Origin of the sequence: Aliiroseovarius sp. xm-d-517, from assembly GCF_013283135.1 — a bacterium.
Lineage (GTDB): Bacteria > Pseudomonadota > Alphaproteobacteria > Rhodobacterales > Rhodobacteraceae > Aliiroseovarius > Aliiroseovarius crassostreae.
This window is the reverse complement of the sequence record NZ_WBXT01000001.1, coordinates 1,969,457-1,994,193: the sequence shown is the minus strand read 5'-3', so window position 1 is coordinate 1,994,193 and position 24,737 is coordinate 1,969,457. Positions and strand designations below refer to the sequence as shown.

At 59.7% G+C, this 24,737-nt stretch carries 21 protein-coding genes and 1 tRNA gene; 9 read left to right on the top strand and 13 right to left on the bottom strand.

Features of this window, described 5'->3' with window-relative positions:
* Positions 1–22 precede the first annotated feature (22 nt).
* Positions 23–721 carry a response regulator gene (locus XMD517_RS09640; protein ID WP_055187285.1) on the bottom strand — a complete coding sequence of 233 codons (699 nt, stop codon included), beginning with the start codon at positions 719–721 and terminating at the stop codon, positions 23–25.
* A complete protein-coding gene (locus XMD517_RS09635) occupies positions 714–1,229 on the bottom strand; it encodes a MarR family winged helix-turn-helix transcriptional regulator (protein ID WP_173486096.1) in 516 nt (171 codons plus the stop codon). Before XMD517_RS09635 ends, XMD517_RS09640 begins: the two co-directional genes overlap by 8 nt.
* Before the next feature lie 218 nt (positions 1,230–1,447).
* Here XMD517_RS09635 and XMD517_RS09630 point away from each other — a divergent pair, with 218 nt between their 5' ends.
* The 3 genes from XMD517_RS09630 to XMD517_RS09620 all read left to right on the top strand — a co-directional run bounded on the left by XMD517_RS09630 (position 1,448) and on the right by XMD517_RS09620 (position 3,315).
* Positions 1,448–2,314, top strand: coding sequence for a branched-chain amino acid aminotransferase (locus XMD517_RS09630; protein WP_173486095.1), 867 nt, complete (start codon positions 1,448–1,450; stop codon positions 2,312–2,314).
* Between the two features lie 145 nt (positions 2,315–2,459).
* Complete coding sequence (locus XMD517_RS09625) at positions 2,460–2,885, top strand: hypothetical protein (RefSeq protein WP_173486094.1); 426 nt, start codon at positions 2,460–2,462, stop codon at positions 2,883–2,885.
* Between the two features lie 16 nt (positions 2,886–2,901).
* Positions 2,902–3,315, top strand: a complete 414-nt coding sequence (locus tag XMD517_RS09620) for a hypothetical protein (protein WP_173486093.1) — start codon at positions 2,902–2,904, stop codon at positions 3,313–3,315.
* A 53-nt stretch (positions 3,316–3,368) separates the two neighbouring features.
* Here XMD517_RS09620 and XMD517_RS09615 read toward each other — a convergent pair whose 3' ends face one another.
* The 4 genes from XMD517_RS09615 to mtgA form a co-directional block, all read right to left on the bottom strand.
* On the bottom strand, positions 3,369–4,427 hold the full coding sequence (locus XMD517_RS09615; RefSeq protein WP_217360450.1) for a cytochrome-c peroxidase: 1,059 nt from the start codon (positions 4,425–4,427) through the stop codon (positions 3,369–3,371).
* An 85-nt stretch (positions 4,428–4,512) separates the two neighbouring features.
* Positions 4,513–5,574 (bottom strand): tRNA epoxyqueuosine(34) reductase QueG, encoded by a 1,062-nt coding sequence (gene queG, locus XMD517_RS09610; protein ID WP_254449661.1) that lies wholly within the window; start codon positions 5,572–5,574, stop codon positions 4,513–4,515.
* A complete protein-coding gene (locus XMD517_RS09605) occupies positions 5,571–6,236 on the bottom strand; it encodes a glutathione S-transferase family protein (RefSeq protein ID WP_173486091.1) in 666 nt (221 codons plus the stop codon). Before XMD517_RS09605 ends, queG begins: the two co-directional genes overlap by 4 nt.
* 61 nt (positions 6,237–6,297) lie before the next feature.
* Positions 6,298–7,047: a monofunctional biosynthetic peptidoglycan transglycosylase gene (gene mtgA, locus XMD517_RS09600; protein ID WP_173486090.1), complete on the bottom strand. Its 750-nt coding sequence runs from the start codon at positions 7,045–7,047 to the stop codon at positions 6,298–6,300.
* Between the two features lie 100 nt (positions 7,048–7,147).
* Here mtgA and XMD517_RS09595 point away from each other — a divergent pair, with 100 nt between their 5' ends.
* Positions 7,148–8,068: an ADP-ribosylglycohydrolase family protein gene (locus tag XMD517_RS09595; RefSeq protein WP_173486089.1), complete on the top strand. Its 921-nt coding sequence runs from the start codon at positions 7,148–7,150 to the stop codon at positions 8,066–8,068.
* A 266-nt stretch (positions 8,069–8,334) separates the two neighbouring features.
* Here XMD517_RS09595 and gltB read toward each other — a convergent pair whose 3' ends face one another.
* Entirely contained in the window at positions 8,335–12,873 is a 4,539-nt protein-coding gene (gene gltB / locus XMD517_RS09590; RefSeq protein WP_173486088.1) for a glutamate synthase large subunit, read from the bottom strand.
* A 68-nt stretch (positions 12,874–12,941) separates the two neighbouring features.
* A complete protein-coding gene (locus XMD517_RS09585; protein WP_173486087.1) occupies positions 12,942–14,375 on the bottom strand; it encodes an NAD(P)-dependent oxidoreductase in 1,434 nt (477 codons plus the stop codon).
* Between the two features lie 255 nt (positions 14,376–14,630).
* Here XMD517_RS09585 and XMD517_RS09580 point away from each other — a divergent pair, with 255 nt between their 5' ends.
* Entirely contained in the window at positions 14,631–15,434 is an 804-nt protein-coding gene (locus tag XMD517_RS09580) for an undecaprenyl-diphosphate phosphatase (protein WP_173486086.1), read from the top strand.
* Positions 15,435–15,518: 84 nt separating this feature from the next.
* Here the strand turns inward: XMD517_RS09580 and XMD517_RS09575 are convergent, their stop codons facing one another.
* Positions 15,519–16,499 carry a complex I NDUFA9 subunit family protein gene (locus XMD517_RS09575; protein ID WP_173486085.1) on the bottom strand — a complete coding sequence of 327 codons (981 nt, stop codon included), beginning with the start codon at positions 16,497–16,499 and terminating at the stop codon, positions 15,519–15,521.
* A gap of 163 nt (positions 16,500–16,662) precedes the next feature.
* On the opposite strand from XMD517_RS09575, the gene XMD517_RS09570 reads away from it, so the two are divergent.
* The 4 genes from XMD517_RS09570 (at position 16,663) to XMD517_RS09555 (ending at position 19,854) form a co-directional block, all read left to right on the top strand.
* A tRNA-Leu gene (locus tag XMD517_RS09570) sits at positions 16,663–16,749 on the top strand.
* Positions 16,714–17,520: an RluA family pseudouridine synthase gene (locus XMD517_RS09565; protein WP_371810660.1), complete on the top strand. Its 807-nt coding sequence runs from the start codon at positions 16,714–16,716 to the stop codon at positions 17,518–17,520. The genes XMD517_RS09570 and XMD517_RS09565 overlap by 36 nt, the downstream gene beginning before the upstream one ends.
* Positions 17,521–17,675: 155 nt before the next feature.
* A complete protein-coding gene (locus XMD517_RS09560) occupies positions 17,676–18,803 on the top strand; it encodes a beta-ketoacyl-ACP synthase III (RefSeq protein WP_173486083.1) in 1,128 nt (375 codons plus the stop codon).
* Between the two features lie 625 nt (positions 18,804–19,428).
* Positions 19,429–19,854, top strand: a complete 426-nt coding sequence (locus tag XMD517_RS09555) for a hypothetical protein (protein ID WP_173486082.1) — start codon at positions 19,429–19,431, stop codon at positions 19,852–19,854.
* Between the two features lie 145 nt (positions 19,855–19,999).
* Here XMD517_RS09555 and XMD517_RS09550 read toward each other — a convergent pair whose 3' ends face one another.
* The 4 genes from XMD517_RS09550 to XMD517_RS09535 form a co-directional block, all read right to left on the bottom strand.
* Positions 20,000–21,439 (bottom strand): aldehyde dehydrogenase family protein, encoded by a 1,440-nt coding sequence (locus XMD517_RS09550; protein WP_173486081.1) that lies wholly within the window; start codon positions 21,437–21,439, stop codon positions 20,000–20,002.
* Between the two features lie 360 nt (positions 21,440–21,799).
* Positions 21,800–22,003 carry a DUF2783 domain-containing protein gene (locus tag XMD517_RS09545; protein ID WP_173486080.1) on the bottom strand — a complete coding sequence of 68 codons (204 nt, stop codon included), beginning with the start codon at positions 22,001–22,003 and terminating at the stop codon, positions 21,800–21,802.
* Between the two features lie 5 nt (positions 22,004–22,008).
* The gene (locus tag XMD517_RS09540) at positions 22,009–23,619 is read right to left on the bottom strand and encodes an FAD-dependent oxidoreductase (RefSeq protein ID WP_173486079.1); all 1,611 of its coding nucleotides are present in this window, start codon (positions 23,617–23,619) and stop codon (positions 22,009–22,011) included.
* 167 nt (positions 23,620–23,786) lie between these two features.
* The gene (locus tag XMD517_RS09535) at positions 23,787–24,737 is read right to left on the bottom strand and encodes an MBL fold metallo-hydrolase (RefSeq protein WP_173486078.1); all 951 of its coding nucleotides are present in this window, start codon (positions 24,735–24,737) and stop codon (positions 23,787–23,789) included.

Sequence of the window (24,737 nt, the reverse complement as noted above, 5' to 3'; positions counted from 1 at the left end):
CAAAACCCCCAGCCTCACAGGGTCAGTCTGGCGCCAGCATATAGCCCGCGCCGCGCACGGTCTGAAGGTAGCGTGGCTGTTTCGGGTCCGCTTCCAGCTTGCGGCGCAAGCGGGTGATCTGCACATCCACCGCGCGTTCCTGTGCCTGCCCTTCATCCCGCCCCAGTTTCACCACCAGATCCCCACGCGAGACCGGCTCTCCCGGTTGGGCTGAAAAGATCTTCATCAACTGGTTTTCCGTGGCCGTCAGGCGGATCAGTTCCTCACCTTCCCACAGCTCGCCACGTTCGATGTCATACCGCAGCCCGCCCAGCCCGAGCGAGGTCGGTGCGACCTCTTCTGCCGCGGGCATCCGGCGCAGGATCGCGTTGATCCGCAGCAACAGCTCTTTCGGTTCAAATGGTTTTGCCAGATAGTCATCCGCCCCGGCCTCCAACCCCCGGATCCGGTCGTCGGTTTCGCCCTTGGCGGTCAGCAACAGGATCGGGGTGGTCATGTTGGCGCGCAGGCTGCGGGTCAGGGAAATCCCGTCTTCCCCCGGCATCATCACGTCACAGACGATCAGGTCGAAATCCAGCCCGGACAGGATTTTGCGGGCGTGCTGTGCATCGCGCGCGGCGGACACCCAGAACCCGTTTCGAACCAGAAATTTGCGCAACAAAGTGCGGATCCGTTCATCGTCGTCGATGATCAGCAGGTGGGCATCCGCCAGATCAGCCATTCTGAACCTCCTTCAACCGATTAAAATGGCGTCGCAATTCGGGGTCCATCATGGCCTCCAGAACTGTCCGAAATCCCTGCACGGCCTCGGGGCCGGCTTCGCGATAGGCCGCCCGCATCCGGTCGCGCTGGGCATCGGACAATTCCCGCTCCAGCTCTTCCCCGGCTTGGGTCAGAAACAGGTGGCGTTCGCGCTTGTCCCGTGTGCCGACCCGGCTTTCCACCAACCCATCTTCGATCAGGGTTCTCAGCACGCGATTGAGCGATTGCTTGGTCACGCCAAGGATCGAAAGAAGGTTGTTCACCGTGGTGCCGGGGCTGCGGGAAATGAAATGGATTGCCCGGTGATGCGCGCGCCCATAGGCCTTTTCCTCGAGGATGCGATCAGGATCTGCCGTAAACCCACGATAGGCAAAGAACATCGCCTCGATCCCTTTGCGCAGCTGTTCATCGGTGAGAAACAGCAGGGATTGCCCGCCGGGCGCGGGGGCTGGTCGAATCTCTCTCATGGCAAGATCCCTTTCTCCGCCTGTTGCGGGTTGGGGTTCACGAAATTTGTTACAGTTTTGGATTTTATGTCAGTGTTGTTGACTTTCCAAGAATCAATTGTTAGCGATGTCCAGTTTTTGCGCAATATTATGTCCGAAGCGGACTTAACTTGCGCAATAATCGAAAAACTGACAGGGGGTGGCCTGTTTGCCAGCCCCATAAGACAAAGGAACGGAACATGAGCGGATATGACGACCGCGACGGCAAAATCTGGATGGATGGCCAGCTGATCGACTGGCGTGACGCAAATGTCCACATCCTGACCCATGCACTTCACTATGCAAGCTCGGTGTTTGAGGGCGAGCGCCTTTATGACGGCAAGATCTTCCTGTCGCGCAAACATTCCGAACGGCTGTTGAAGTCCGGTGAGATGATGGACATGCCCATCCCCTACACTGTTGATGAGATCGAGGCCGCCAAGCAGGCGGTGGTTGAGGCCAACAACCTCACCAATGCCTATATCCGCGTTGTGGCCTGGCGTGGCGCTGGCGAGGATATGGGTGTCAGCTCTGCCCGCAATCCGGTGCGCATGGCAGTCGCGGCCTGGGCCTGGGGGGACTATTACGGGGACGCCAAGATGAAGGGCGCCAAGCTTGATATCGCCAAGTGGAAACGCCCGTCGCCCGAGACTATTCCGACCGCCGCCAAGGCCGCGGGACTTTACATGATCTGCACCATGTCGAAACACGCAGCCGAAGCCAAAGGCTGCTCGGACGCGCTTTTCATGGATTATCGCGGTTACGTGGCCGAAGCGACCGGCGCGAACGTGTTCTTCGTGAAAGACGGCGAAGTGCACACGCCGATCCCGGATGCCATCCTGAACGGCCTGACCCGCCAGACCGTGATCGGCATGTTGAAGGAAAAAGGCATCACCGTGCATGAACGCCACATCATGCCCGAAGAGCTGGCTGAGTTTGAACAATGCTGGCTGACCGGGTCTGCCGCCGAAGTGACCCCCGTTGGTCAGATCGGGGAGTATACGTTTGAGGTGGGCGCACTGACCCGTGAGATCGCAGAAGACTACGAAAAGCTCGTGCGCAGCTGATCGCTTTAGCTCATATATGACTGCAAGGAACCCGGCGCAGATTGCGTCGGGTTTTTTCATGCCTTCTGGGCCCTTAACCAATTTTGAACAGGATAGGGCTATCCTGCTGATCGGCTTCGGTTTGCCGGGATAAGGGCGACATGTGATGGCGATGACCAATATGGCAAAGATCAGGGTGCTGGCGGTTTTGATAATCGCCCTGGCATTGCCAACCTTTCTGTCCCTGCTCTGGCACCGTCTGTCCGGGGATCCGATGATGCGGCCGCTCGGCATCACGAAAGAGGCGGTGCTGGATGAGGAGGGAGAGGGGTTGATCATCTATGCGGATCTGCAGCTTGATCCTGAAGATCCGAGCATTCCCAATCCCGCCGCGTTCCGGAAAGCCTTAAAAGACGGGTTCTGGGCCAAGGGGTTACAGGTCACGATCCGCCCCGGTGTATCGGAGAATGGCAGCGTGATCACCTATCGGATCGGACCCTCCACGATTGGCCCCCTGCCTGCTGCGCAGGCGGTCAAAGGCATCAATGCTGCGGTTGCGGCCTACCGTATGAATGTCCCTGTCAAAAAATAATTGGGTCGGATTTAGAATGTATACCAAACTCCAGTATCTCTTCGCCGTGATTGCCGTTGTGGTGACGCCCACAGTGTCGATGTTGACCTATTACGCGGCCACCGGGGATCCCTCTCTGCGCCCGTTGGCGGCGTCTTTTGACAGGATGCGCACCTACTTTGTGCGTTCGGGGGACATTGTGGTTGAGGTGTCGTGGGGGGAGTTTGCCCGTTCGGGTCTGTCGCAGGATCAGGTGAAATCCATGCTGCGCTCCGCGTTTCTGTCCAAGGGAATTGATGCCCATGTCATTATCCGAGCGCGGCCGCGCTCGGAGCATATCCGCGTGACTTATCGTGTGGGGGCGTCCGAGTTCGGGCCGATGAACCTGTCAGAGACCCCCCGCGCGGTGCGCAGCGTGACCGCCGCCTACCGGATGGGAAAAAACTCCTGAGAAAGGGCCGGCCTCAGGGGGCCGACCCGTCCGGGACACAAGCTCGCCGGGGCTCAGTTCGCCGTGGGCAGGATCTCGGCTGTTGGGCGTGGCGTGGCCTTGGTTTCAGCCGGCAGGATTGGGGCGACCTGTGGTGGCAAAGCGCCGGTCAGGCTGTCGAGGAAGGCCACGATCTGATGCACTTCCGTGTCTGACAATTCTTCGCCCAGCTGGCTTTCCGCCATGATCTGCACGGCCACATCCAGATCCCAAACCTTGCCGGAATGGAAATAAGGGGCGGTCAGTGCAATGTTGCGCAAGGGGGACGCGCGGAAGACATATTCGTCATCGGCAGTTTCGGTCACCGCAAAGCGCCCCTTATCCCCTTCTGGCAGCACTTCGGAGCCCGGTTTTTCGATCAGGCCGAACGGGTAGTAGCCATGGCCCCCCACATTCACGCCGGAATGGCAGGAGGAGCAGCCCTTGTCCATGAACAGCTCCAACCCGGCAAGCTGATCGCTGTTCAGGGCGGCGTCATCTCCGTTCAGCCAGGCGTCAAACGGGGCAGGGGTCAGCAAAGTGGCCTCATAGACCTCGATCGCCTTGGCCATATTGTCAAAGCTCACCCCATCCTCAAAGCTGGCATTGAAGCGATCTACGTAGTCGGGCATCGAGTTCAGTGTGGCCACCACATTGTCCGGCGTATTGGCCATCTCAACACCGGCCTGAATCGGGCCTTTGGCCTGTGCGGCAAGATCTTCTGCGCGCCCATCCCAGAACTGGGCTGCATTCAGAACCGAGTTCAGAACGGTGGGTGCATTGCGCGGGCCTTTCTGCCAGCCATGGCCGATCGAGGTTTCAAGATTGTCATCCCCGCCGGTTGCCAGATTGTGGCAGGAATAACAGCTGAACACGCCCGATGCTGAGAGGCGCGGGTCGAAATAGAGCATTTTGCCCAGCTCGACTTTTTCTTCGGTGCTGGGGTTGTCTGCAACGGCAGGAACGGTTGAGGGCAGTGGTTTGAACGTGTCCAGAGCGGTCGCGCGCAGGTCTGTCTGTGCCATAGCGGGCAGGGCCAGAGCAGGCAGGGTCAGCGCGGTTGTCAGGAAAAACGGGATTGAGAAACGTGTCATGGGAACCTCCTATAATTGGAATAGTTCTAATAACAATTCTAAACCTGCCTTGATTTAGATCAATTCTAAATAGGGAAATTCTTCCTTAGCCGCTTGTTTTTGTTAACATATTCAGGGCCCACTGCGCCGCATCCCGTATGCAGGGATCCTCAGAGCCGATATGTCGTTTTGCTGAGGATTGAAGATCAGCGCGTCCGGAATTGCCAATGGCATACAGCACGTTGCGCATGAAACGCCCCCAGCCTACCCGTTTGATCGGGCTGCCGGAAAACTTGATGCGAAACGCCGCATCATCCAGCAGTGCCAGTTCTGCGAGGTCCGGGGCCAGCAAGTCCGCCCGCGCCGCATAGCGCAGTTCCTGCGCCTCCACCGCAAACTTGTTCCAGGGGCAGGCGGCCAGACAATCGTCGCACCCATAGATATGATTGCCCAGCTTGCCACGCAGCTCTTCCTCCACCGGGCCTTTATGCTCAATGGTCAGATACGAGATGCAGCGCCGTGCATCGACCTGAAACGGGGCGGGAAACGCGTCGGTCGGGCAGGCATCCAGACAGGCCCGGCAGGACCCGCAATTCTCCGTGCCCGGCGGATCAGCCGGCAGGTCCAGCGTGGTGAAAATTGCCCCCAGAAAGAACCAGTTGCCCAGCTCGCGGGACAAAAGGTTTGAATGCTTTCCCTGCCACCCTAAGCCCGCCGCCGCGGCCAGGGGTTTTTCCATCACCGGGGCCGTGTCGACGAATACTTTGATTTCACAGCCGAACTGCTCCACCATCCAGCGCCCGACCCGTTTCAGGCGTTTCTTCACGATGTCATGATAGTCGCGGTTTTGCGCATAGACGGAAATGGCGCCCTTGTCGGGCATGGTCAGCACGTCACGCGGGTCATGTTCCGGCGTGTAGGGTTCAGCCAGCATGATGACCGAACGCGCCTCGGGCCACAGCGCGGCGGCGGATCCGCGCCAGTGCATCCGCTCTTCCATCCACCCCATATCGCCATGTCGCCCCTCGGCCACATATTGTGCGAGGCGCGCCGCGGTGTCCGGTGTGGCATCCGGGCGGCAGACCCCGAAAGCGGCAAAGCCCTCCTCGCGGGCCTTTGCCTCAATGCGTGCCTTGAAGTTGGCCGGATCGTCGGGGGAAGTCGTCAAAAATCCAGATCCGCGTAATGGGCCGGGGGCGGAAAGCCCGGCACCTGATCGGCGAGGATCGATCGGAAGGCCGGGCGCGATTTGATCTTGGCATACCATTCGCGCACATTGTCATTCCGGTTCCAATCCACATCCGAGATGTAATCCAGCGCCGACAGATGCGCAGCCGCGGCAAAATCCGCCAGCGTCATGCTGTTGCCTGCCAGCCAGCGGCGCTGATCCAGCAGCCAGCCCAGATAATCCAGATGGTATTTGATCGCCTTTGCGCCCGCTTTCACCCGCGCACTTTCCGGATAACCCGATCCCATCACCTTCTTGTTCACCCGTTCGTAAAGCAGGTTTGACGTCACCTCGTTGTGGAACTTGTCGTCAAACCAGCTGACCAGGCGACGCACCTCGTAACGGCCATCCACATCAGATGGCATCAGGGGAGGTGTCGGATGCAGCTCTTCAAGATACTCGCAGATCGCGGCACTTTCGGTCAGGATCTTGCCGTCGATTTTCAAAACCGGCACCTTGCCTGCAGGGTTGCGGCGCAGGAAGTCGGTGGACTTCTCCCAATACTTCTCTTCTACCAGTTCGACCTCAAGTTTCTTTTCCGCCAGCGACAGGCGCACTTTGCGGCAAAACGGGGACAGGGGGACGTGGAAAAGTCGGATCATGTTGGGTCGTGTTCCAGTGGCAAGGGGGTTTTCCCCGTTCTGCCCGCTTTGGCGCGGGGGATCAATCCTCGAAACATTCTGCCCGCCCATCCCGGCGGATCGTGGCAGCCCCATCCACGATACGGGCTGCTCGTTTGCGAAGCGCGGTTGAGGGTCTTGCGGCGGAACGTTCCTTTGGGTTGGGCAGGACTGCCGCCAGACGGGCTGCCTGTGTGGCCGTCAACTGATCGGGACCAACACCAAAATAGTGGCGGCTTGCGGCCTCCACGCCAAAGACACCTTCATCGAATTCCACCACGTTCAGATAGACCTCAAGAATGCGCCGTTTGGTCCAGACCAGTTCCACCAAAGGCGTCAGCACCGCCTCCAGCACCTTGCGTGGCCATGATCGCCCCTGCCACAGATAGGTGTTTTTCACCACCTGTTGCGAGATTGTCGAGGCCCCCCGATTGCCGCCGTCGTCAATTGCCGCCCGGATGGCGCGCATGTCAAACCCCCAATGGGCGCAATAATTCGCATCTTCCGCAGCCACGACCGAGCGCGCCATGACCGGGGCAATCTCGTCCATCGACACCCATTGCTGGTCCAGCCAGCCCAGCCGCATCTTTTCCGAAATCATGTAGGGGGTCGTGGGCGGGTTCAGAATGGCATAACCGCCCACAGCCAGCGTAATCACCGCAAGGACACCCAGGGCCACACGCCGTCCCCACCGACGCGCGAAGCGGATCGGGTGAAAGCCGGGCGTTTCCTTGGCCTTGCCTGATTTGCCCTTTTTGCCGGGCGCGCGTTGTTTTGTCTTGCTCTTTGCCACGCTGAATTTTCCCACAGCAGGGCGGGGGGGTCAACTTGTTGTGACCGACTGGAAAAAGCATGGCATCAGGCGCACACTATTTCCAACCGGAGGACGCGCCATGACCCAGACAAAACTGATTTCCGCCACGCTGTTCGGAGCCCTCACCGCAGATGCTGCCGCAATGGGGGTGCACTGGATTTATGATGTCGCGCGGCTGGAAGAGATCGCAGCGGCCCATGATGACGTGGCCTTTCTCCCGCCCGACCCCGATCATTATGAAAATGTGCCTTCATTTTTTGCCCATGAGGGGAAAGAGGCCGGGACCCTTTCACATTATGGCGCGGCATTCGCAGGGCTGATGCACTATCTGGCGCAGACAGAAACTCCCGGCGCCGAAACCTATGCAGATGCTTTTGCCAGGGCGTTTGGACCTGGCGGGATGTTTTCTGGCTATATTGATCGTCCCACGCGGGAGGCTCTTGGAAATATCGCCACCGGGGTGCAGCCCTCAGGTGGTGCTGATGACCAGCTGCCCGCCCTCGTGCCCGCCATTGCCATGGCCCATATGGGCGCGGCGCGCTGGCTGCCCCTGCAACAGATCACACATGATAATCTGCTGGCCAGAGATGCCGGTATTCTGGTGGCCGGGATCTTGCGAGAGGTGCAGGCCGGAGGGGACTTGCACCATGTGCTTTCAGAGGCCGCCACACATGCCCCCGACCCTTTCGGTGCCCCGCTTCGGCAGGCCCTGACCACTGATGTCTATGACAGTGTCGCTTATGGAGAGGTCACCGGCCGCGCCTGCGCCCTGATACAGGGCCTGCCGCTGGCCTTTCATATTCTGCACCAGGCAGAAGATTTTGCCGGTGCCATTCGACGGAATATTCTGGCAGGCGGTGACAGCTGCGGCCGCGCGCTTGTGATTGGGGCGGTCATGGGCGCCGCCCATGGGGTGGAGCATATCCCGTTGGACTGGGCCTTGCGGCTTGAAAATGGCCACGATCTTTGGCGCCTCAGCAAAACCCTTGCCTCGTGTTAAACTTCCGGGAGGGTGCAAGGCAGGGGATTGGCTCAGGCCGCCCGGCGCTGCTCATTTTCTTGTCTCAAATATCCTGGGGTGGGGACGCCCTCGAAGAGGGAGGCCGAGGGGCAAAGCCCCTGCTTTGTTCAGCGGTCCTCCCACTGTCCCCACATCTTTCCCCCCGTGGTCCACGCGCGGAGCAAAAAAGCAAAACGCCCGCGGCTCGCGCGGGCGTTTCAGATCTGTAGTCGTGATCCGACAATAAGTCGAAACGCTTTAAAGACTTACTCTGCCGGAACAGCTTCGCTTTCCAGTGACAGCGGTGCCGGGATCTTGTCGAGCATTTCTTTCGGGCAAACTTGCAGGAAGTTGCCTTTTTCAAAATCCCAGTGACGCAGGATCTCGGTGCCCTTGGCGGATCCGGTCTCGGCGACGTGGCGTTCGACCAGAGATTTCAGTTCAGCTTCCCAGTGATCCACGGTGACCGGGCAGGTGACCAGGCTTTCCATGTTCATCAGGTCGCCAGACTTGCCCTCGGGATCATAGAGATAAGCCATGCCGCCGGTCATCCCCGCGCCGAAGTTCGAACCGATTGAGCCGAGGATCACCGCGATACCGCCGGTCATGTATTCACAACCGTTTGACCCGCAGCCTTCGATCACCACCTTGGCGCCCGAGTTGCGCACGGCGAAACGCTCACCCGCGCGACCCGCCGCAAAGAGATACCCGTCGGTCGCGCCGTAAAGCACCGTGTTGCCGATGATCGTGTTCTCAGCCGCCACCAATGGGCTGGCCATCGGCGGGCGCACCACAACGGTGCCACCAGACAGACCCTTGCCCACATAGTCGTTGGCATCCCCCGACACTTCGATCTTCAGGCCGGGTGCTGCAAAGGCCCCCAGCGCCTGACCGGCCGACCCCGTCAGCTTCACCGTCAGGTGATCGGGCTGCAGGTTGTTGCGCATGCCGAACTTCTGCACGATATGCGACGAGGTGCGGGTGCCGACGGTGCGGTGGGTGTTCTGCACCGCATAGCTCAGCTGCATCTTCTCGCCATCTTCCAGGAACCGCGCCGCGTCGCGCACGATTTCAGCGTCCAGCGTGTCTGGCACCGCGTTGCGCGGACGGTCCCGGTCATAGGAAATCCGGTCTGCCCCATCCACGGTCAGAAGCAGCGGGTTCAGGTCGAGATCGTCAAGGTGAGCTGACCCGCGCGACACCTGGCTGAGCAGGTCGGCGCGACCGATCACCTCATCCAGCGACCGGGCCCCGATCGAGGCGAGGATCTCGCGCACTTCCTGGGCGTAGAAGGTGATCAGGTTCACCACCTTGTCGGCCGAGCCGGAGAATTTGGCGCGCAGGTCGTCATCCTGGGTGCAGACGCCCACCGGGCAGGTATTCGACTGGCACTGGCGCACCATGATACAGCCCATCGCAATCAGGGCCGCGGTGCCGATGCCGTATTCCTCGGCGCCCATCATTGCCGCCATGACAATGTCACGCCCGGTGCGCAGGCCCCCATCGGTGCGCAGTGTCACCCGGTCGCGCAGGTTGTTCATCGCAAGCACCTGATGCGCTTCGGTCAGGCCCATTTCCCACGGCAGACCTGCGAATTTGATCGAGGTCGCAGGCGAGGCTCCGGTGCCGCCATTGTGGCCGGAAATCAGGATGATATCGGCTTCGGCCTTGGCCACACCGGCGGCAATCGTGCCAACACCGCTTGATGCCACCAGTTTCACCGTCACCTTACAGCGCGGGTTGATCTGCTTGAGGTCGTAGATCAGCTGCGCCAGATCCTCGATCGAGTAGATATCGTGGTGCGGCGGCGGCGAAATCAGCGTCACGCCCTTGGTCGAATGGCGCAGTTTGGCAATCAGGTCGGTCACCTTCATGCCGGGCAGCTGGCCACCTTCGCCGGGTTTTGCACCCTGCGCCACTTTGATCTCAAGCTCTTCACAATGCAGCAGGTATTCGGCGGTCACACCGAAACGGCCCGATGCCACCTGTTTGATCTTGGCGGAGGCGTTGTCGCCATTGGGTTCCGGGGTGAAATCCTCGGGGCTTTCGCCGCCTTCGCCCGAATCCGACTTGGCGCCGATGCGGTTCATGGCAATCGACAGGGTGCGGTGTGCTTCGGGGCTGAGCGCGCCCAGCGACATGCCGGGGGTGACGAAACGTTTGCGGATCGCGGTGATGCTTTCCACTTCTTCAATCGGCACCGGGTTGCCCAGCGGCTTGATTGCCAAGAGGTCACGCAGGTGGATCGGCGGCATGGATTGCAGGCGTTTTGAATATTGCTGCCACATCGCATAAGACGCGCGGTCGCAGGCGTTTTGCAAAAGGTGCATCGACTGGGCTTCCCAGGCGTGGGTCTCACCCGATTTGCGGGCTTTGTAAAATCCGCCCACCGGCAGCACCTTGTTGCCCGTGCCAAAGCCCGCGGCATGCACCTCTTCGAGCTTTTTCTGGATGCCTGAGATCCCGATACCCGAGATCCGGCTGACCATGCCGGGGAAATATTCGGCCACCATGGCGCGCGAGAGGCCAACGGCCTCGAAATTCAAACCGCCACGGTAGGAGGAAATCACCGAGATCCCCATTTTCGCCATGATCTTCAACAGACCCTGGTCGATTGCGTTGCGATAGCGGTTCACCGCTTCGGTCAGCGAACAGTCCAAAAGCCCGCGTTCAATACGGTCTGCAAGGCTGTCTTCGGCCAGATAGGCGTTGACCGTGGTGGCACCTGAGCCCACCAGAACCGCGAAGTAATGCGGATCAAGGCATTCGGCGGACCGCACGTTGAGTGAGGTGAAGGTGCGCAGACCTTTGCGCACCAGCCAGCTGTGCACCGCCGAGGTGGCCAGGATCATCGGCATCGCGATGCGATCTTCGCCCTGTGCCTGATCGGTCAGCACCAGATGCCCGGCGCCAGATTGGATTGCCTCTTCGGCCTTGGCGCGGATCTCGCTCAGCGCGGTTTGCAATGCACCATTGCCGCCCCCGGCGGGGAAGGTGCAGTCGATCTCGACCATCGGGGCTTCAAAAGCCTTGGTCATGGCAATGAACTGCTCATTGCCGACAAACGGGCTTTCCAGGCTGATGATCTCGGTCTGGCCACCGTTTTCATCCAGCACGTTCTTGAGGTTGCCGAACCGGGTCTTCAGCGACATCACGCGGAATTCGCGCAAGCTGTCGATCGGCGGGTTGGTCACCTGGCTGAAATTCTGACGGAAGAAATGCGACAGCGGGCGGTATTGGGTCGACAGAACCGCAGAGGGGGTGTCGTCCCCCATCGAGGCCAGCGCCTCTTTGCCATCCTCAGCCATCGGCGCCAGGATCTGTTCCAGCTCTTCCAGCGTGTAACCGGCGGCCACCTGACGGCGGCGCAGTTCATCGCCGGAAAACAGCGGTTTTTCCTCGATACCGGCCAGATCCTCTTCCAGGTCGTGGATCTTGCCGACCCAGTCGCCAAAGGGCTGGGCGGCGGCCAGCTTGTCCTTGATTTCCGTGTCGTGGTAGAGCTTGCCCTCTTTCATATCGACAGCAAGCAACTGCCCCGGACCAAGCGCGCCTTTTTCCACAACGGTGGCTTCATCGGTGGGCACCATGCCCGCCTCGGAGCCCGCGATCAGCAGCCCGTCCCCGGTCACCACGTAACGCATCGGGCGCAACCCGTTGCGGTCAAGACCGGCGCAGACCCAACGGCCATCGGTCATGGCAAGGGCGGCGGGCCCATCCCAGGGTTCCATCACCGAGTTGCAGTAGGAATACATGTCTTTCCACGCATCCGGCAGGTCAATCGCTTGTTTTGACCAGCTTTCCGGCACCAGCATGGTTTTCGCCATCGGGGCCGAGCGGCCTGCGCGCACCAGCACCTCGAACACCGCGTCAAGGGCCGCGGAGTCAGAAGATCCGCCGGGCACAATCGGTTTGATGTCTTCGGCCAGATCCCCGAAGGCCGAAGAGGCCATGCGGATCTCGTGCGATTTCATCCAGTTCAGGTTGCCCTTGAGCGTGTTGATCTCGCCGTTATGGGCCAGCATGCGGAAGGGCTGCGCCAGCCACCATTGCGGGAAGGTGTTGGTCGAATAGCGCTGGTGATAGATGGCGAAAGACGATTTGAAACGCTCGTCCATCAGGTCCGGATAGAACACGGCCACCTGTTCGGCCAGCATCATGCCTTTGTAGATGATCGAGCGGCAGGACAGGGAGGCGATATAAAGCCCGGAAATATGCGCGTTGGCTGCGGCTTTCTCGATCCGGCGGCGGATCACGTAAAGCTCACGCTCAAAGGTTTCCTCATCCACACCTTTCGAGTTCGAGATCATGATCTGTTCGATCTCGGGGCGGGTGGCGTTGGCCTTGTCGCCAAGGCAGGTGATGTCAACGGGCACGTGGCGCCAGCCATAGATGTAATAGCCCATCCGCAGAATCTCGGTTTCCACGATGGTCCGGCAGGCTTCCTGAGCGCCGAAATCGGTGCGTGGCAGGAACACCTGACCCACGGCCATCAGCTGGTTGGGGCGCGGCTCGTGCCCGGTGCGTTTGATCTGGTCGTAAAAGAACGGAACCGGGATCTGCACGTGAATACCGGCGCCATCCCCGGTCTTGCCGTCCGCGTCCACCGCGCCGCGGTGCCAGATCGCTTTCAGGGCATTGATGCCGGCCTCAACCACCTGGCGCGAGGGTTTGCCATTGGTGGACACCACAAGACCAACCCCACAGGAGCTGTGCTCGTCCTCTTCGCGATAGAGGCTGTGTTCCGACATATAGGCGCGTTTCGCTTCTTCGTGGCGGGCCCAGTTTTCATCATATTTCGTCATGTTCTGTCTCCTCATGGGGCGTGGGCGCGGCGTGAGTTGCGGCCCGGCATGCCCCGGATATGTCCTGATTATTCAGCGGCGAGCGCGGCTTTGTTTGCCAGTGTCTCGACGATATTTGCACCGGCTTCGCGCCCGTCACGGATCGCCCAGACGACCAATGACGCGCCACGCACGATGTCGCCCACGGCCCAGACATCTTCCATGTCGGTCCGGTGGGTGCCAAACGCGGCTTTCACAGTGCCCCAGCGGGTGACCGGCAGGTCCGGCTGATCCCAGAGCGTCGGCAGGTCTTCCGGTTCAAAGCCAAGCGCCTTGATCACCAGATCGGCCTCTTCGACATAATCCGCCCCTTCGATCACTTCGGGGCTGCGACGGCCAGACGCGTCCGGGGCGCCAAGGCGCATTTGCTGCACCATCACGCCGTTGACCGGTTCACCGGCGAAACCTTTGGGGGCGGCCAGCCAGACGAATTCCACGCCTTCCTCTTCGGCGTTCTGCGTTTCGCGCTGCGAGCCGGGCATGTTGGCGCGGTCGCGGCGATACAGGCATTTGACCGAGGTGGCCCCCTGACGAATCGCGGTGCGCACGCAGTCCATGGCGGTGTCGCCGCCGCCAATCACGACAACTTTCTTGCCCTTGGCATTCAGTTCGCCGCTTTCAAATTCCGGCACGGTGTCGCCAAAATCGGTTTTGTTCGAACAGGTGAGATAGTCGATCGCCCGCACGATGCCCGTGGCCCCTGCGCCGGGACCGGACAGGTCGCGGGTCTTGTAAACGCCGGTGGCGATGAGCACGGCATCATGGCTGTCACGAATGTCGGCAAAGGTGACGTCCTCGCCCACATTGCTGTTCAGCTTGAAGGTGACGCCGGCGCGTTCGAGCAATTCCACCCGGCGCATTACCACGTCTTTTTCCAGCTTGAAGCCGGGGATGCCATAGGTCAGCAAGCCACCCGCCCGATCATGACGATCATAGATGGTGACCGCGTGGCCTGCGCGCACCAGCACGTCGGCGGCCGCCAGACCGCCCGGACCCGCGCCAATGATGGCAACGCTCTGGCCGGTGGCTGGACCCGCGGTGATCTCTTCCACCCAGCCCTGTTCCCATGCGGTGTCGGTGATATATTTCTCAACCGCGCCAATGGTGACGGTGCCATGGCCGGATTGTTCAATCACGCAATTGCCTTCGCACAGACGGTCCTGCGGGCAGATGCGACCGCAGATTTCCGGGAAGGTATTGGTGGCCTGGCTGAGGGCGTAGGCCTCTTTCAACCGACCGGTGGCGGTCATGCGCAGCCAGTCGGGGATGTTGTTGTGCAAGGGGCAATGGGCCTGACAGTAGGGCACGCCACATTGGCTGCAGCGGCTGGCCTGTTCTTCTGCCTTGGCGGCCGCGAACTCGGCATAGATTTCCTGAAAGTCCTCTTTGCGAGTCTCCGCCGACCGCTTTTCGGGCATATCGCGGTTGACGCTCACAAATTTCAACATCGGCTGTTTGGCCATTCCTTGCTCTCCGTCACATCTGCGTGTTCGCTGGGAACACATGGCTGGGTACGCCCTTGTAAATAAGGCTGGAGCAAATGAAAAGTCAGCAATATTGACCTATATGTCGATTTTTTGAGGTTTCGACATGAGTTTCTTCGCAAGTTCATGGAAAATAAGTAAGCTGTGCTTACCTTTATTTCCCCTTCCCTTTCGCTCACAAGCAGGTAGCTTGCCAAAATCTTAGAAATACAGGCTTTTACCACAGGTGTCCCAATGACGCTCGCGCATCTTTTCCTGGTCGCAATTCTGCAGGGAATCACTGAATTCCTGCCGGTCTCGTCATCCGGGCACCTGGTTCTGGTGCCGGTGGTGACAGGGTATCCCGATCAGGGGCAGGCGATTGATGTGGCGGTGCATCTTGGCACTTTGCTGGCGGTGGTGATCTATTTCTGGCGGGATGTGCGGATGGGGCTGGCCGGGATCCCGCGCATGTTGACGGGGCGTATTGATACGCCCGGCGCCAGGCTGGCGTTTCTGCTGATGATGGCCACGCTCCCTGCTGTTCTGTTCGGTCTGATGCTGAAACTGACCGGGCTGGATGATGCGATGCGGTCGGTCAAGGTGATCGCCTGGACCATGCTGGGATTTGGCATCGTGCTTTACATTGTCGACCGAAACGGGGGCGAGGCGAAGCGGGAAGGCGACTGGACCTTGCGGGATGCTTTGATCATGGGGCTCTGGCAGGCGGTCGCGCTGATCCCCGGAGCGTCGCGGTCGGGCGTCACCATCACCGGGGCACGGGCGCTGGGATATGCGCGTTCGGACGGGGCAAAGCTTGCCATGTTGATGTCGATCCCAACCATCTTTGCCTCCGGTGTCCTGTTGGGGGCAGAGGTGGCCGCCGAGGCCAATTGGCAACTGGCAAAAGATGGGGCAATTGCTGCGGTGCTGTCATTCGGCGCGGCCCTTCTCGCGCTGAGTTTGATGATGCGCCTTTTGCGGTCGGTCAGCTTTACACCTTATGTGATCTATCGCGTGGTGCTTGGGCTGGTGCTGTTGGTCTATGCGTATAGCTAAAGCGTTCCGCCGCTTGCCAACATAACACCACAAAAAAAAGGCGCGGTCCCTGCCGCGCCTTTTTGCATTTCAGATGCCGTGACCTCAGGCTTTGAGGTTCTTGGCAGACGCCGTGATGGCTGCATATTGTCCGTTTTCGCGGAAGCGCCACAGGTAATCGGGCAGCATCGCGTCCATGGCCTTCGGCTGAATGCCCAGATCGGCAAAGCCTTTCGCATCATCACTGACCACGTGGTCCACGCGCAGGTTGCGCACCTGGTCGCGGCTCAGAAGCGACGGCACCAGATCAAAGCTGAGCTTCTGCACCATGTCGAATGCAAACGCATTGATGCGGGCAATGCCGAACGGGATGTTCACGATGCCACGGCGACGCTGCACATGGCGCAGCATACGCTTGAGCAGATCGCGGAAGCTCTCCACATCCGGACCACCAAGTTCGTAAATGCCAGCCTCGGCCTGACCGAGAACAGCTTTCTCCGCAGCTGCGGCCACGTCATCCACATGCACCGGCTGGAATTTGGTGTCAGCGCCGACCACGGGAATCACCGGGCTCATCCGGGTCATGTTTGCGAAGCGGTTGAAGAACGCATCTTCCTGCCCAAAAATGATCGACGGACGCAGGATGACGGCAGAGGGGAATGCCTCCTGCACGGCGGCATCACCGCGCGCTTTGGTGCGGCCATATTGGCTGGGGGCGTCCGGATCCGAGGCCAGTGACGACACATGCACAAGGTGCTCAACGCCTTCTTCGGCTGCAATTTGGGCGATCCGGCCAGCGGCGATGTCGTGCACCTGATGGAAGGTGTTCTTGCCACGCGGCAGCAGGATGCCGACACAATTCACAACAGCATCAGCGCCTTGCATGACCTCGCGCACTGAATTGTCATCGCGGATATTGCACAGCATCGGCTCAACCTGGCCGACTGCACCATAGGGTTTGACGAAAAGGGCCTCGTTCGGGCGGCGCACCGCCACGCGAACACGCCAGCCCTGCTTTGCCATGCGGCGCGCAACATAGCGCCCTACAAAACCGGACCCGCCGTAAATGGTCACTAGCTTGGACATCCATGTCCTCCTTGCAAATCTCGCGCAAATGCTTTCGCATATCTCGCGCAAATTCATAGCTTTCCAGACCGGTTTGGGCAAGGTGGAAAGGTTTTTTCAAAAAACCCACATTTCCCGCTTGACCCCCCCCGGCATACCCATTACATCGCCCCTCACCAACCGTGCCCAGATGGCGGAATTGGTAGACGCGCTAGCTTCAGGTGCTAGTGTCCGTATGGACGTGGAGGTTCGAGTCCTCTTCTGGGCACCATTTCCCCTTGAAATGGTAACATACACTCTCCCGCAAGAACGGGTGCGTGCCGCATTGGTCAACTCTCTCCCCTCAGCGCTCGGTCCCTTGCCTCTTTCCGCCTGCCCGGCTATCCCGCCCGACATGACTGATGACTACGCCCCTCCGCAGGACCCTTTGGTGATTCTCCACCAGGACCATGAAATCCTCGTGGTGGATAAACCCTCCGGATTGCTGTCTGTCCCCGGAAAAGGGGAGCATCTTGCGGACTGCCTGATCTCACGTATTCAGAACGTGTTCCCCGAAGCTCTCCTGGTGCATCGCCTGGATCGTGATACGTCCGGCGTGATGGTTTTTGCCATGACCCCTCATGCGCAACGCCACCTGGGACTGCAATTTGAAAAGCGTCAGACCAAAAAGACCTATGTTGCGCGGGTTTGGGGGGAATTGGCGCAGAAAGAAGGCACCGTCGACCTGCCGCTTATCGTTGACTGGCCCAACCGGCCAAAACAGCATGTGGACCATGAAAACGGCAAACAGGCCATCACCGACTGGAAAGTGATGCGGTATGAGGCGGGCAATACACGGGTGCGGCTCTTTCCCAAAACCGGGCGCAGCCACCAGCTCCGCGTGCATATGCTGGAACTTGGCCACCCGATCCTGGGGGATCCGTTCTACGCAACCGGCGACGCCCTGAACGCGCCGCGCCTGATGCTGCATGCCGAACAGCTCCGCCTGCGCCACCCGGATGGGGGCAAAGGTATGAGTTTTCGCGCAAAAACTCCGTTCTGATCCGATGTGCTTTTTCTTGCCCCAAATACCTCGGGGTCTGGGGCAGCGCCCCAGCAACGCCCGACGAGGGCGCAAAGCCCAGCTGACCAAGCGTCACCTATCTTGCCCTTTCTGCCCGTCTTTGCTTGAGTATGCGGACATTGCAGGAGGTTCGCATGTTCCAACCCGTCATCACCGGCACCGGTGTTTTCACCCCCTCTGAAATCATCACCAATGCCGAACTGGTTGAGGCGTTCAACGCCTATGCCGCGCGGATGAACGCGGAAAACGCCGCTGCGATTGCGGCCGGAGAGATGGAGCCGATCGGCGCCTCCAGCGAAGACTTCATCGTGTCCGCCTCAGGCATTCACCAACGCTTTGTCATGGACAAAAGCGGGGTGCTGGATCCAGAGCTTATGCGGCCACGGTTGCGGGCGCGCACGGATGAGGAACCGGGGATCATGACCGAAATGGCGGTGGATGCCTGTGAGAAAGCGTTGGAGAAGGCCGGGATCACGGCGGATCAGATTGATCTCGTGATCTGCGCCGCCTCCAATCACGAACGCGCCTACCCGGCGATTGCGATTGAGATCCAACAGGCGCTGGGGGCTGGGGGGTTTGGCTTTGACATGAATGTCGCCTGTTCCTCGGCCACGTTCGGCATTCAGGCGGCGGCAGACATGATCCGGTCGGGGTCTGTGCGCCGCGCGCTGGTGGTCAACCCCGAGATCTGTTCGGCCCATCTGGAATGGCGCGACCGGGATTGCCACTTCATCTTCGGCGATGTCTGCACGGCGACCGTTCTGGAACGGAAAGAGGACGCAAAAGGCGCGCATTTTGAGATCCTCGGCACCAAATGCCTGACGCAGTTTTCCAACAATATCCGCAACAATAACGGTTTCCTGCGCCGCACCCGCGAAGAAGGCGGCGCGCTGCCCGACCGCCGTGACATGCAGTTCATGCAAAACGGCCGCAAAGTGTTCAAAGAAGTGCTCCCGATTGTCTCGAAACATATCCTTGGCCACATGGAAGAACTGGGCGTGGGGCAAGATGATCTGAAACGGATCTGGCTGCATCAGGCCAACAAGACGATGAATGATTTCATCGGGAAAAAGGTGCTGGGTCGTGTGCCGGAAGAGGGCGAACAGCCCAACATCCTGCAAGACTACGCCAACACCTCCTCAGCAGGGTCGATCATCGCGTTCTCGAAATACTCCGACGATCTGGCCGCAGGGGATACCGGCGTGATCTGTTCGTTTGGGGCTGGCTATTCTGTGGGGTCCGTGGTGGTGCGGCGGGCTTGATTTTCGGCGCAACGTGGGCTGCCGGGCAGGGGTTGGAGATCAATTTGGCCTGAGGCTGTTCGGACAAATTCCAAACCCATCCCATGGTCAGGTGGTAGAGCCATGATGATGCTATGGTCGCCTTTTGAAAACCCATCCACGCGCCATCCGGCTTCTGTAATCACATGCTCAAGCTCATGAGCGTTCTCGGAATTGAGAAGTAGCTCCATGATTGCTTCTGCTGCATCACGGGCATTCGCTTCGTGATCAAGTTGAACGCAGCGGTAGGTATATGAAGTCCCTGCACCCAACGCCTCATACCCACGTGTCAGAAAATGCGATGCTGTTCCCCCTAGTAGGAGGCCTGTGAGAATTAGTCCAATTGGCTTCATGAGAAACGCTCAAATAAGGTTTGAATGAAAGTTGCCAAAAGGGCCCGCAAATTGCGAGCCCTTTCTTGGTTCTAGTGACCGGGAGTTACCCATACGGCCAGCCCGACACCGCTTTCACGTCGAGGAAATCCTTGCCCCAAAGGCGTGCTGAAATTGCTGTATAGTCTGCGGCATTTGGTGGTTCAGTCCCGTATTCTTGTAATGATGGCGGGGATGCGCTCAAATATGTGCAGAAAAGCGAAAGGGGGGATGAGATGTCGCTAGCAAATGATTTGGCGCTGACGGCCCATATTCTGGGCTTGTTCATGGGTGGGGCTTCGGCCTTTGGATTACCTGTCATTGGGGCGCTTGCTGACAAGGCTGAGCTTGAGCACAAACCTGTCTTGGGGCGGGCGGTCAAGCCGCTTAAAATGATTGGCCACATTGGTCTTGGCCTGATCCTGATCACAGGTGTTTTGATGGCAACTGCCGGGGGGATATGGAGTTCCGGGCCGTTCATATTCTGGATAAAACTGGTTGCAGTAGGCGCTTTGATCGCAGGAATTGTCGTTGCCGGAAAGACCGGCGCGCTTGCAATGGCCGGTGATGCTGAGGCGGCTGCGAAGATGCCGGCGCTCAGTATGTTCAACATTGGCATGGGTGTTTTGGTCGTACTGTTTGCAGTGCTTGCTTTTAACTAAAGCGTTTCGGTTTTAACCTGACACAGGGCAAAACCGAAACGCGGCAAGAGATATCAATGTCGTGGGCGTTCGGCGTGCTCACAGGGGCGCAATTGGAAAAGGGCCCGCAAATTGCGAGCCCTTTTGTGTTTCCGATGACGGAGGATCACCCGTTGAACCAGCCCGACACGGCTTTCACTTCGAGGAAATCCTCGATGCCCAATTCGCCGCCTTCGCGGCCGATGCCGGATTGTTTGTACCCCCCGAAGGGCGAGCCTGCGGCGCGCGAGGTGCCGTTGGCTTCAACCATGCCAGAGCGCATTTGGCGGATCACGCGGTTCAGGCGCTCGCCGTTTTGGGTCTGCACATAGTTGGTCAGGCCGTAAACCGTGTCATTGGCGATTTCGACCGCCTCTTCCTCGGTGTCAAACGGGATCATGGTCAGGACCGGGCCAAAGATTTCCTCGCGCGCGATGGTCATCTGGTTGTTGGCGTCGGCAAAGACGGTGGGTTTGACAAAGTAACCTTTGTTCAGACCTTCCGGGCGCCCAAGGCCACCGGCCACAAGGCGCGCGCCTTCGTCGATACCTTTCTGGATCAGATCCTGGATCTTGCCCCATTGCAGCTCGCTCACCACCGGGCCGATATGGCGACCTTCTTTATGGGCCACGTCCACGGCGGTCTTCTCGGCGGTTTCACGAGCGATTTCAACTGCTTGGTCATAGATCCCGCGCTGCACCAGCATCCGCGAGGGGGCGTTACAGCTTTGTCCGGTGTTCTGCATCATGTGGCGCACCCCGCGCACCACGGCCTTTTCGTCCGCGTCATCAAAGATGATGTTGGCACCCTTGCCGCCCAGTTCCAGCGCCACGCGTTTGATCGTGTCGGCGGCGGATTTGGAAATCGCGATGCCCGCGCGGGTGGAGCCCGTGAAGCTGACCATGTCCACATCCGGGTGCGAGGTGAGCTGTGACCCAACACCCATGCCGTCACCATTGACCATGTTGTAGACGCCCGCGGGAACCCCGGCTTCGTCCATGATCTCGGTCCAGACAATCGACGAGAGCGGCGCCACTTCGGACGGTTTCAGCACCATGGTGCAGCCCGCAGCAAGCGCGGCCACCACTTTCAGCGCCACCTGGTTCATCGGCCAGTTCCATGGTGTGATCAGCGCGGTCACGCCAACCGGTTCATACAGAAGACGGTCATTCGGGGCGTGATCCCCCAGCATCCGGTCAAATTCGAACTCTCTGAACGCCTTGATGAAATTCGCAATATGCCAGCTGCCGGCCCCCACCTGAGAACTGCGCGACAGGTCAAGAGGGGCCCCCATTTCCAGGGTCATCGCCTGTGCCAGATCCTCGGCCCGGGCGGCATAGACCTGATGGATCTTTTCGATCAGCGCCAGCCGCTCCTCTTTTGAGGTCACGCTCCAGCTTTTGAAAGCGTCTTTGGCGGCGGCCACGGCGGCGTCTGTGTCAGCCTGATCACCGAGTGAGATCACTGCGCAGACCTCTTCGGTCGACGGGTCGATCACCTCGCAATCATGTGCCTTGGCCGGGGCGACCCATTGGCCATTGATGTAAAAGTCGCGTTTCTCGATCATATTCCTGACTCCCTGGACGGATTTGGTGGCACTCTTGCATTCAAAAATTCTGGGCGCAAGCCCTGCAGGTCTCGCCTTTGGTTAATTTGATCAAATTTTTGGGGAATTGGCAACAGCGAAGGAAAGGCGGGGAGATCAGGTGTTGTAAGGACCGGGAATGATCACGGTTGGCACCAAAGGATGAGGCGGTGTTCAGCGCGTTGGAGAATTACGGGGAAACGCTGTTTGCCAAACGCAATGTTCCCTCCTGAAAGGCGGGTCATCGCGCGCAGTCAGAGAGATGCCAAAGCCGCGAACCCTCTGTCTGAAAGGGATATTTCAGCGGGACGGGCGGGGCGCCTGACGCGCCCCGCGGTTTTCTTATTTCAAAGCGGATTTGGCCGCGTTGATTGCAGCCGACAGCACATTGCGGTTCCCGACATGGTTGGCCAGGACCAGCACAATCCGCGCATTCAGCGCGTCGCTATCTTCTTTCGACAACCCCTCATGGGCGGTCAGAAGCTCGGCATAAAAATCGTCTGCGCCGTCGATATTCGGGGTCAGGATCAGTTGATTCTCGGTCATGTCACTTACTCCTTGCCAGTGGCGCGGCGAATGGCGGCGCGGAACAGATTGTCGTCATAGCTGGGGCGACGGGCGGCCACGTGTTGGTCCGGGCGGATCAGGTAGACGCCGCTGGGCGCATCGCCCAGATAGCGGGCTTTGAGGGCCCCGGATTTGTCATCCCTGACCGACAGGGCCAGCCGGGTGACTTCAATTCCGTCTTCCTCAATCACATCCGGCGCATCTGCGTCGATGGTCAGCAGGGTGAACCTGCCCCCCAGTTTCGGCAGCAAAAAAGCCTCCCCCAGCGGCACATCCGGGCAAGGGGAGCCGGGGCGGGTGCGCTCCGGGCCATCCAGCGCATCGGACGAGTTCAGCGGCGAGCCATCATAGGTGCAGGGCACCGAGAGGCGCCCGGAATTGACCAGCGGACGGGCAAATTCGAACTGTTCCGACAGGTCCAGCACCGCATCCCGCAGAATGCGGCTCATCTCGGATTTCGGCGTGATGAAATCGGTGGAGCGGGAGGAATTCAGGATGTTCTCATCCGCCCCATGCACCCGTTCCATGTCATAGCTGTCAAGCAGGCTTTCGGGGGCTTTGCCCTCCATCACCAGTTTCAGTTTCCAGCCCAGGTTGTCCGTGTCCTGCAGGCCGGAATTTGCCCCGCGCGCCCCAAAGGGCGAGACTTGGTGGGCGGCGTCCCCGGCAAAGATCACGCGGCCGTGGCGGAATTTTTCCATCCGGCGGCATTGGAACGTGTAGATCGACACCCATTCCAGCTCGAACTTCACATCCTCGCCCAGCATCGCCTTGAGGCGCGGGATGACGTTTTCCGGTTTCTTCTCTTCTTCCTTGTCGATGTCCCAGCCCAGCTGCAGGTCAATGCGCCAGACATTGTCGGGCTGTTTGTGCAGAAGGGCGGACTGACCACGGTTGAAGGGCGGGTCGAACCAGAACCAGCGTTCGGTCGGGAACCCGGCTTCCATGATCACATCGGCAATCAGGAAGTTGTCTTCAAAGACGCGGCCCACAAAATCGAGCCCCAGCATCTTGCGCGCAGGCGATCCGGCCCCGTCACAGGGCACCAGCCATTCTGCTTCGAGGTTATAGGGCCCGTCCGGCGTGTCGATTTCCAGCGTGACATGATCGTCATGCGTGCCGATCGCGGTGACCTTGTTGTTGCCGCGAATTTCGATCGGCGCGCCGGCGGCTTCCAGTTCGCGCACGCGGTTTACCAGATATTCTTCGAAGTAATATTGCTGCAGGTTGATGAAGGCCGGGCGTTCGTGGCCTTCTTCCGGCAGCAGGTTGAACTGATACACCTCGCGGTCGTCAAAAAACACCTTGCCGATGTTCCATTCGACGCCCTTGTCGACCATCGGCTGGCCACAGCCCAGACGGTCGAGGATTTCCAGCGGACGCTTGGCGTAGCACACCGCACGCGACCCGAAAGAGACCTTGTCATTGTCATCAAGGATCACCACCTCGATGCCTTCCTGGGCCATTTCGATGCCCATGGCGAGGCCGATGGGGCCGGCGCCGATCACCACGACCTTGCGGCGCACCTGCGTGTCGGCGTCCTGATCGGGGCTCCGCTTATAGGAATAAAGCGGGGTTTCAAAGATTTTTGTCATGTCGTTCCTCCTCCGACAAGAGACCGGCCAGGAGCGCTGGGGCGGCCATGGGTTCGGCGCGTTTCTTGCGGACCAGCGCCCCCTCCCGGGCGCGGGTCCATGTTGTGATGTCGGGTGCCTCCGGCGGGGATATTTTCAACCAGAAAATAAGGGGCCGGGGCGGCCGGTCAGCCCTGCAGCGCCTCCCACATTTCCAGATCGCGCTGGGCGGTCCAGATGCGCGGGGTGTCGATGCCGCGGGCCTCGTCATAGGCGCGGGCGACGTTGAAGGGCAGGCAGTGTTCGTAGATCGCGTAGTCGGCGAATTTCGGGTCACATTCGGCGCGCACCGCATCCCAGGCTTCTTTGAGCGTGCCATTGCGCGCGGCAACACGCGCGGCGGGGCGGTAGGTGCTTTCGACGAAATCGCGGGTGTTTTCAATCGCGGCGTTGACCATGTCTTTGCCGACGAGGGCATCCCCCCGACCCGGCGCAATCGCGTCCACGTCGAAGGCGGCGATATTGTCGAGCGTGTCGCCCCAATCGCTGAAATGCCCGTCCCCGCAATAGCAGGCGGAGTGGTATTCGACGATGTCGCCGGTGAACATCACGTTTTCATCCGGCACATGGATCACGATATCGCCCGCCGTGTGGGCGCGGCCCAGATGCATCAGGTCGATGCGGCGGTTGCCGAGATAGACGGTCATGTCGTCCGAGAAGGTGGTGGTGGGCCAGGTCAGGCCGGGAATGCTCTCATGCCCTTCAAACAGGCGCGGGAAGCGTTGAAACTCGCTGTCCCAGTCTTCCTGACCGCGTTCCACCACCATCGCGCGGGCCGTGTCGCCCATGATGATCTGATCTGCCCCAAAGGCAGACGCGCCCAGCACGCGCACGGCGTGATAGTGGGTCAGCACCACGTGGGAGATCGGCTTGTCCGTCACCGAACGCACGCATTCGATCACCTTGTTTGCAAGGCGCGGCGTGGCCTGCGCCTCAACGATCATCACGCTGTCATCGCCGATGATCACGCCGGAATTCGGGTCGCCTTCGGCGGTGAAGGCATAGATATCGCGGCCCACCTCTTCAAAGGTGATCTTTTTCTCAGTCATGTCCCCTTGGGACGCAAAAGCTTTTGCCAT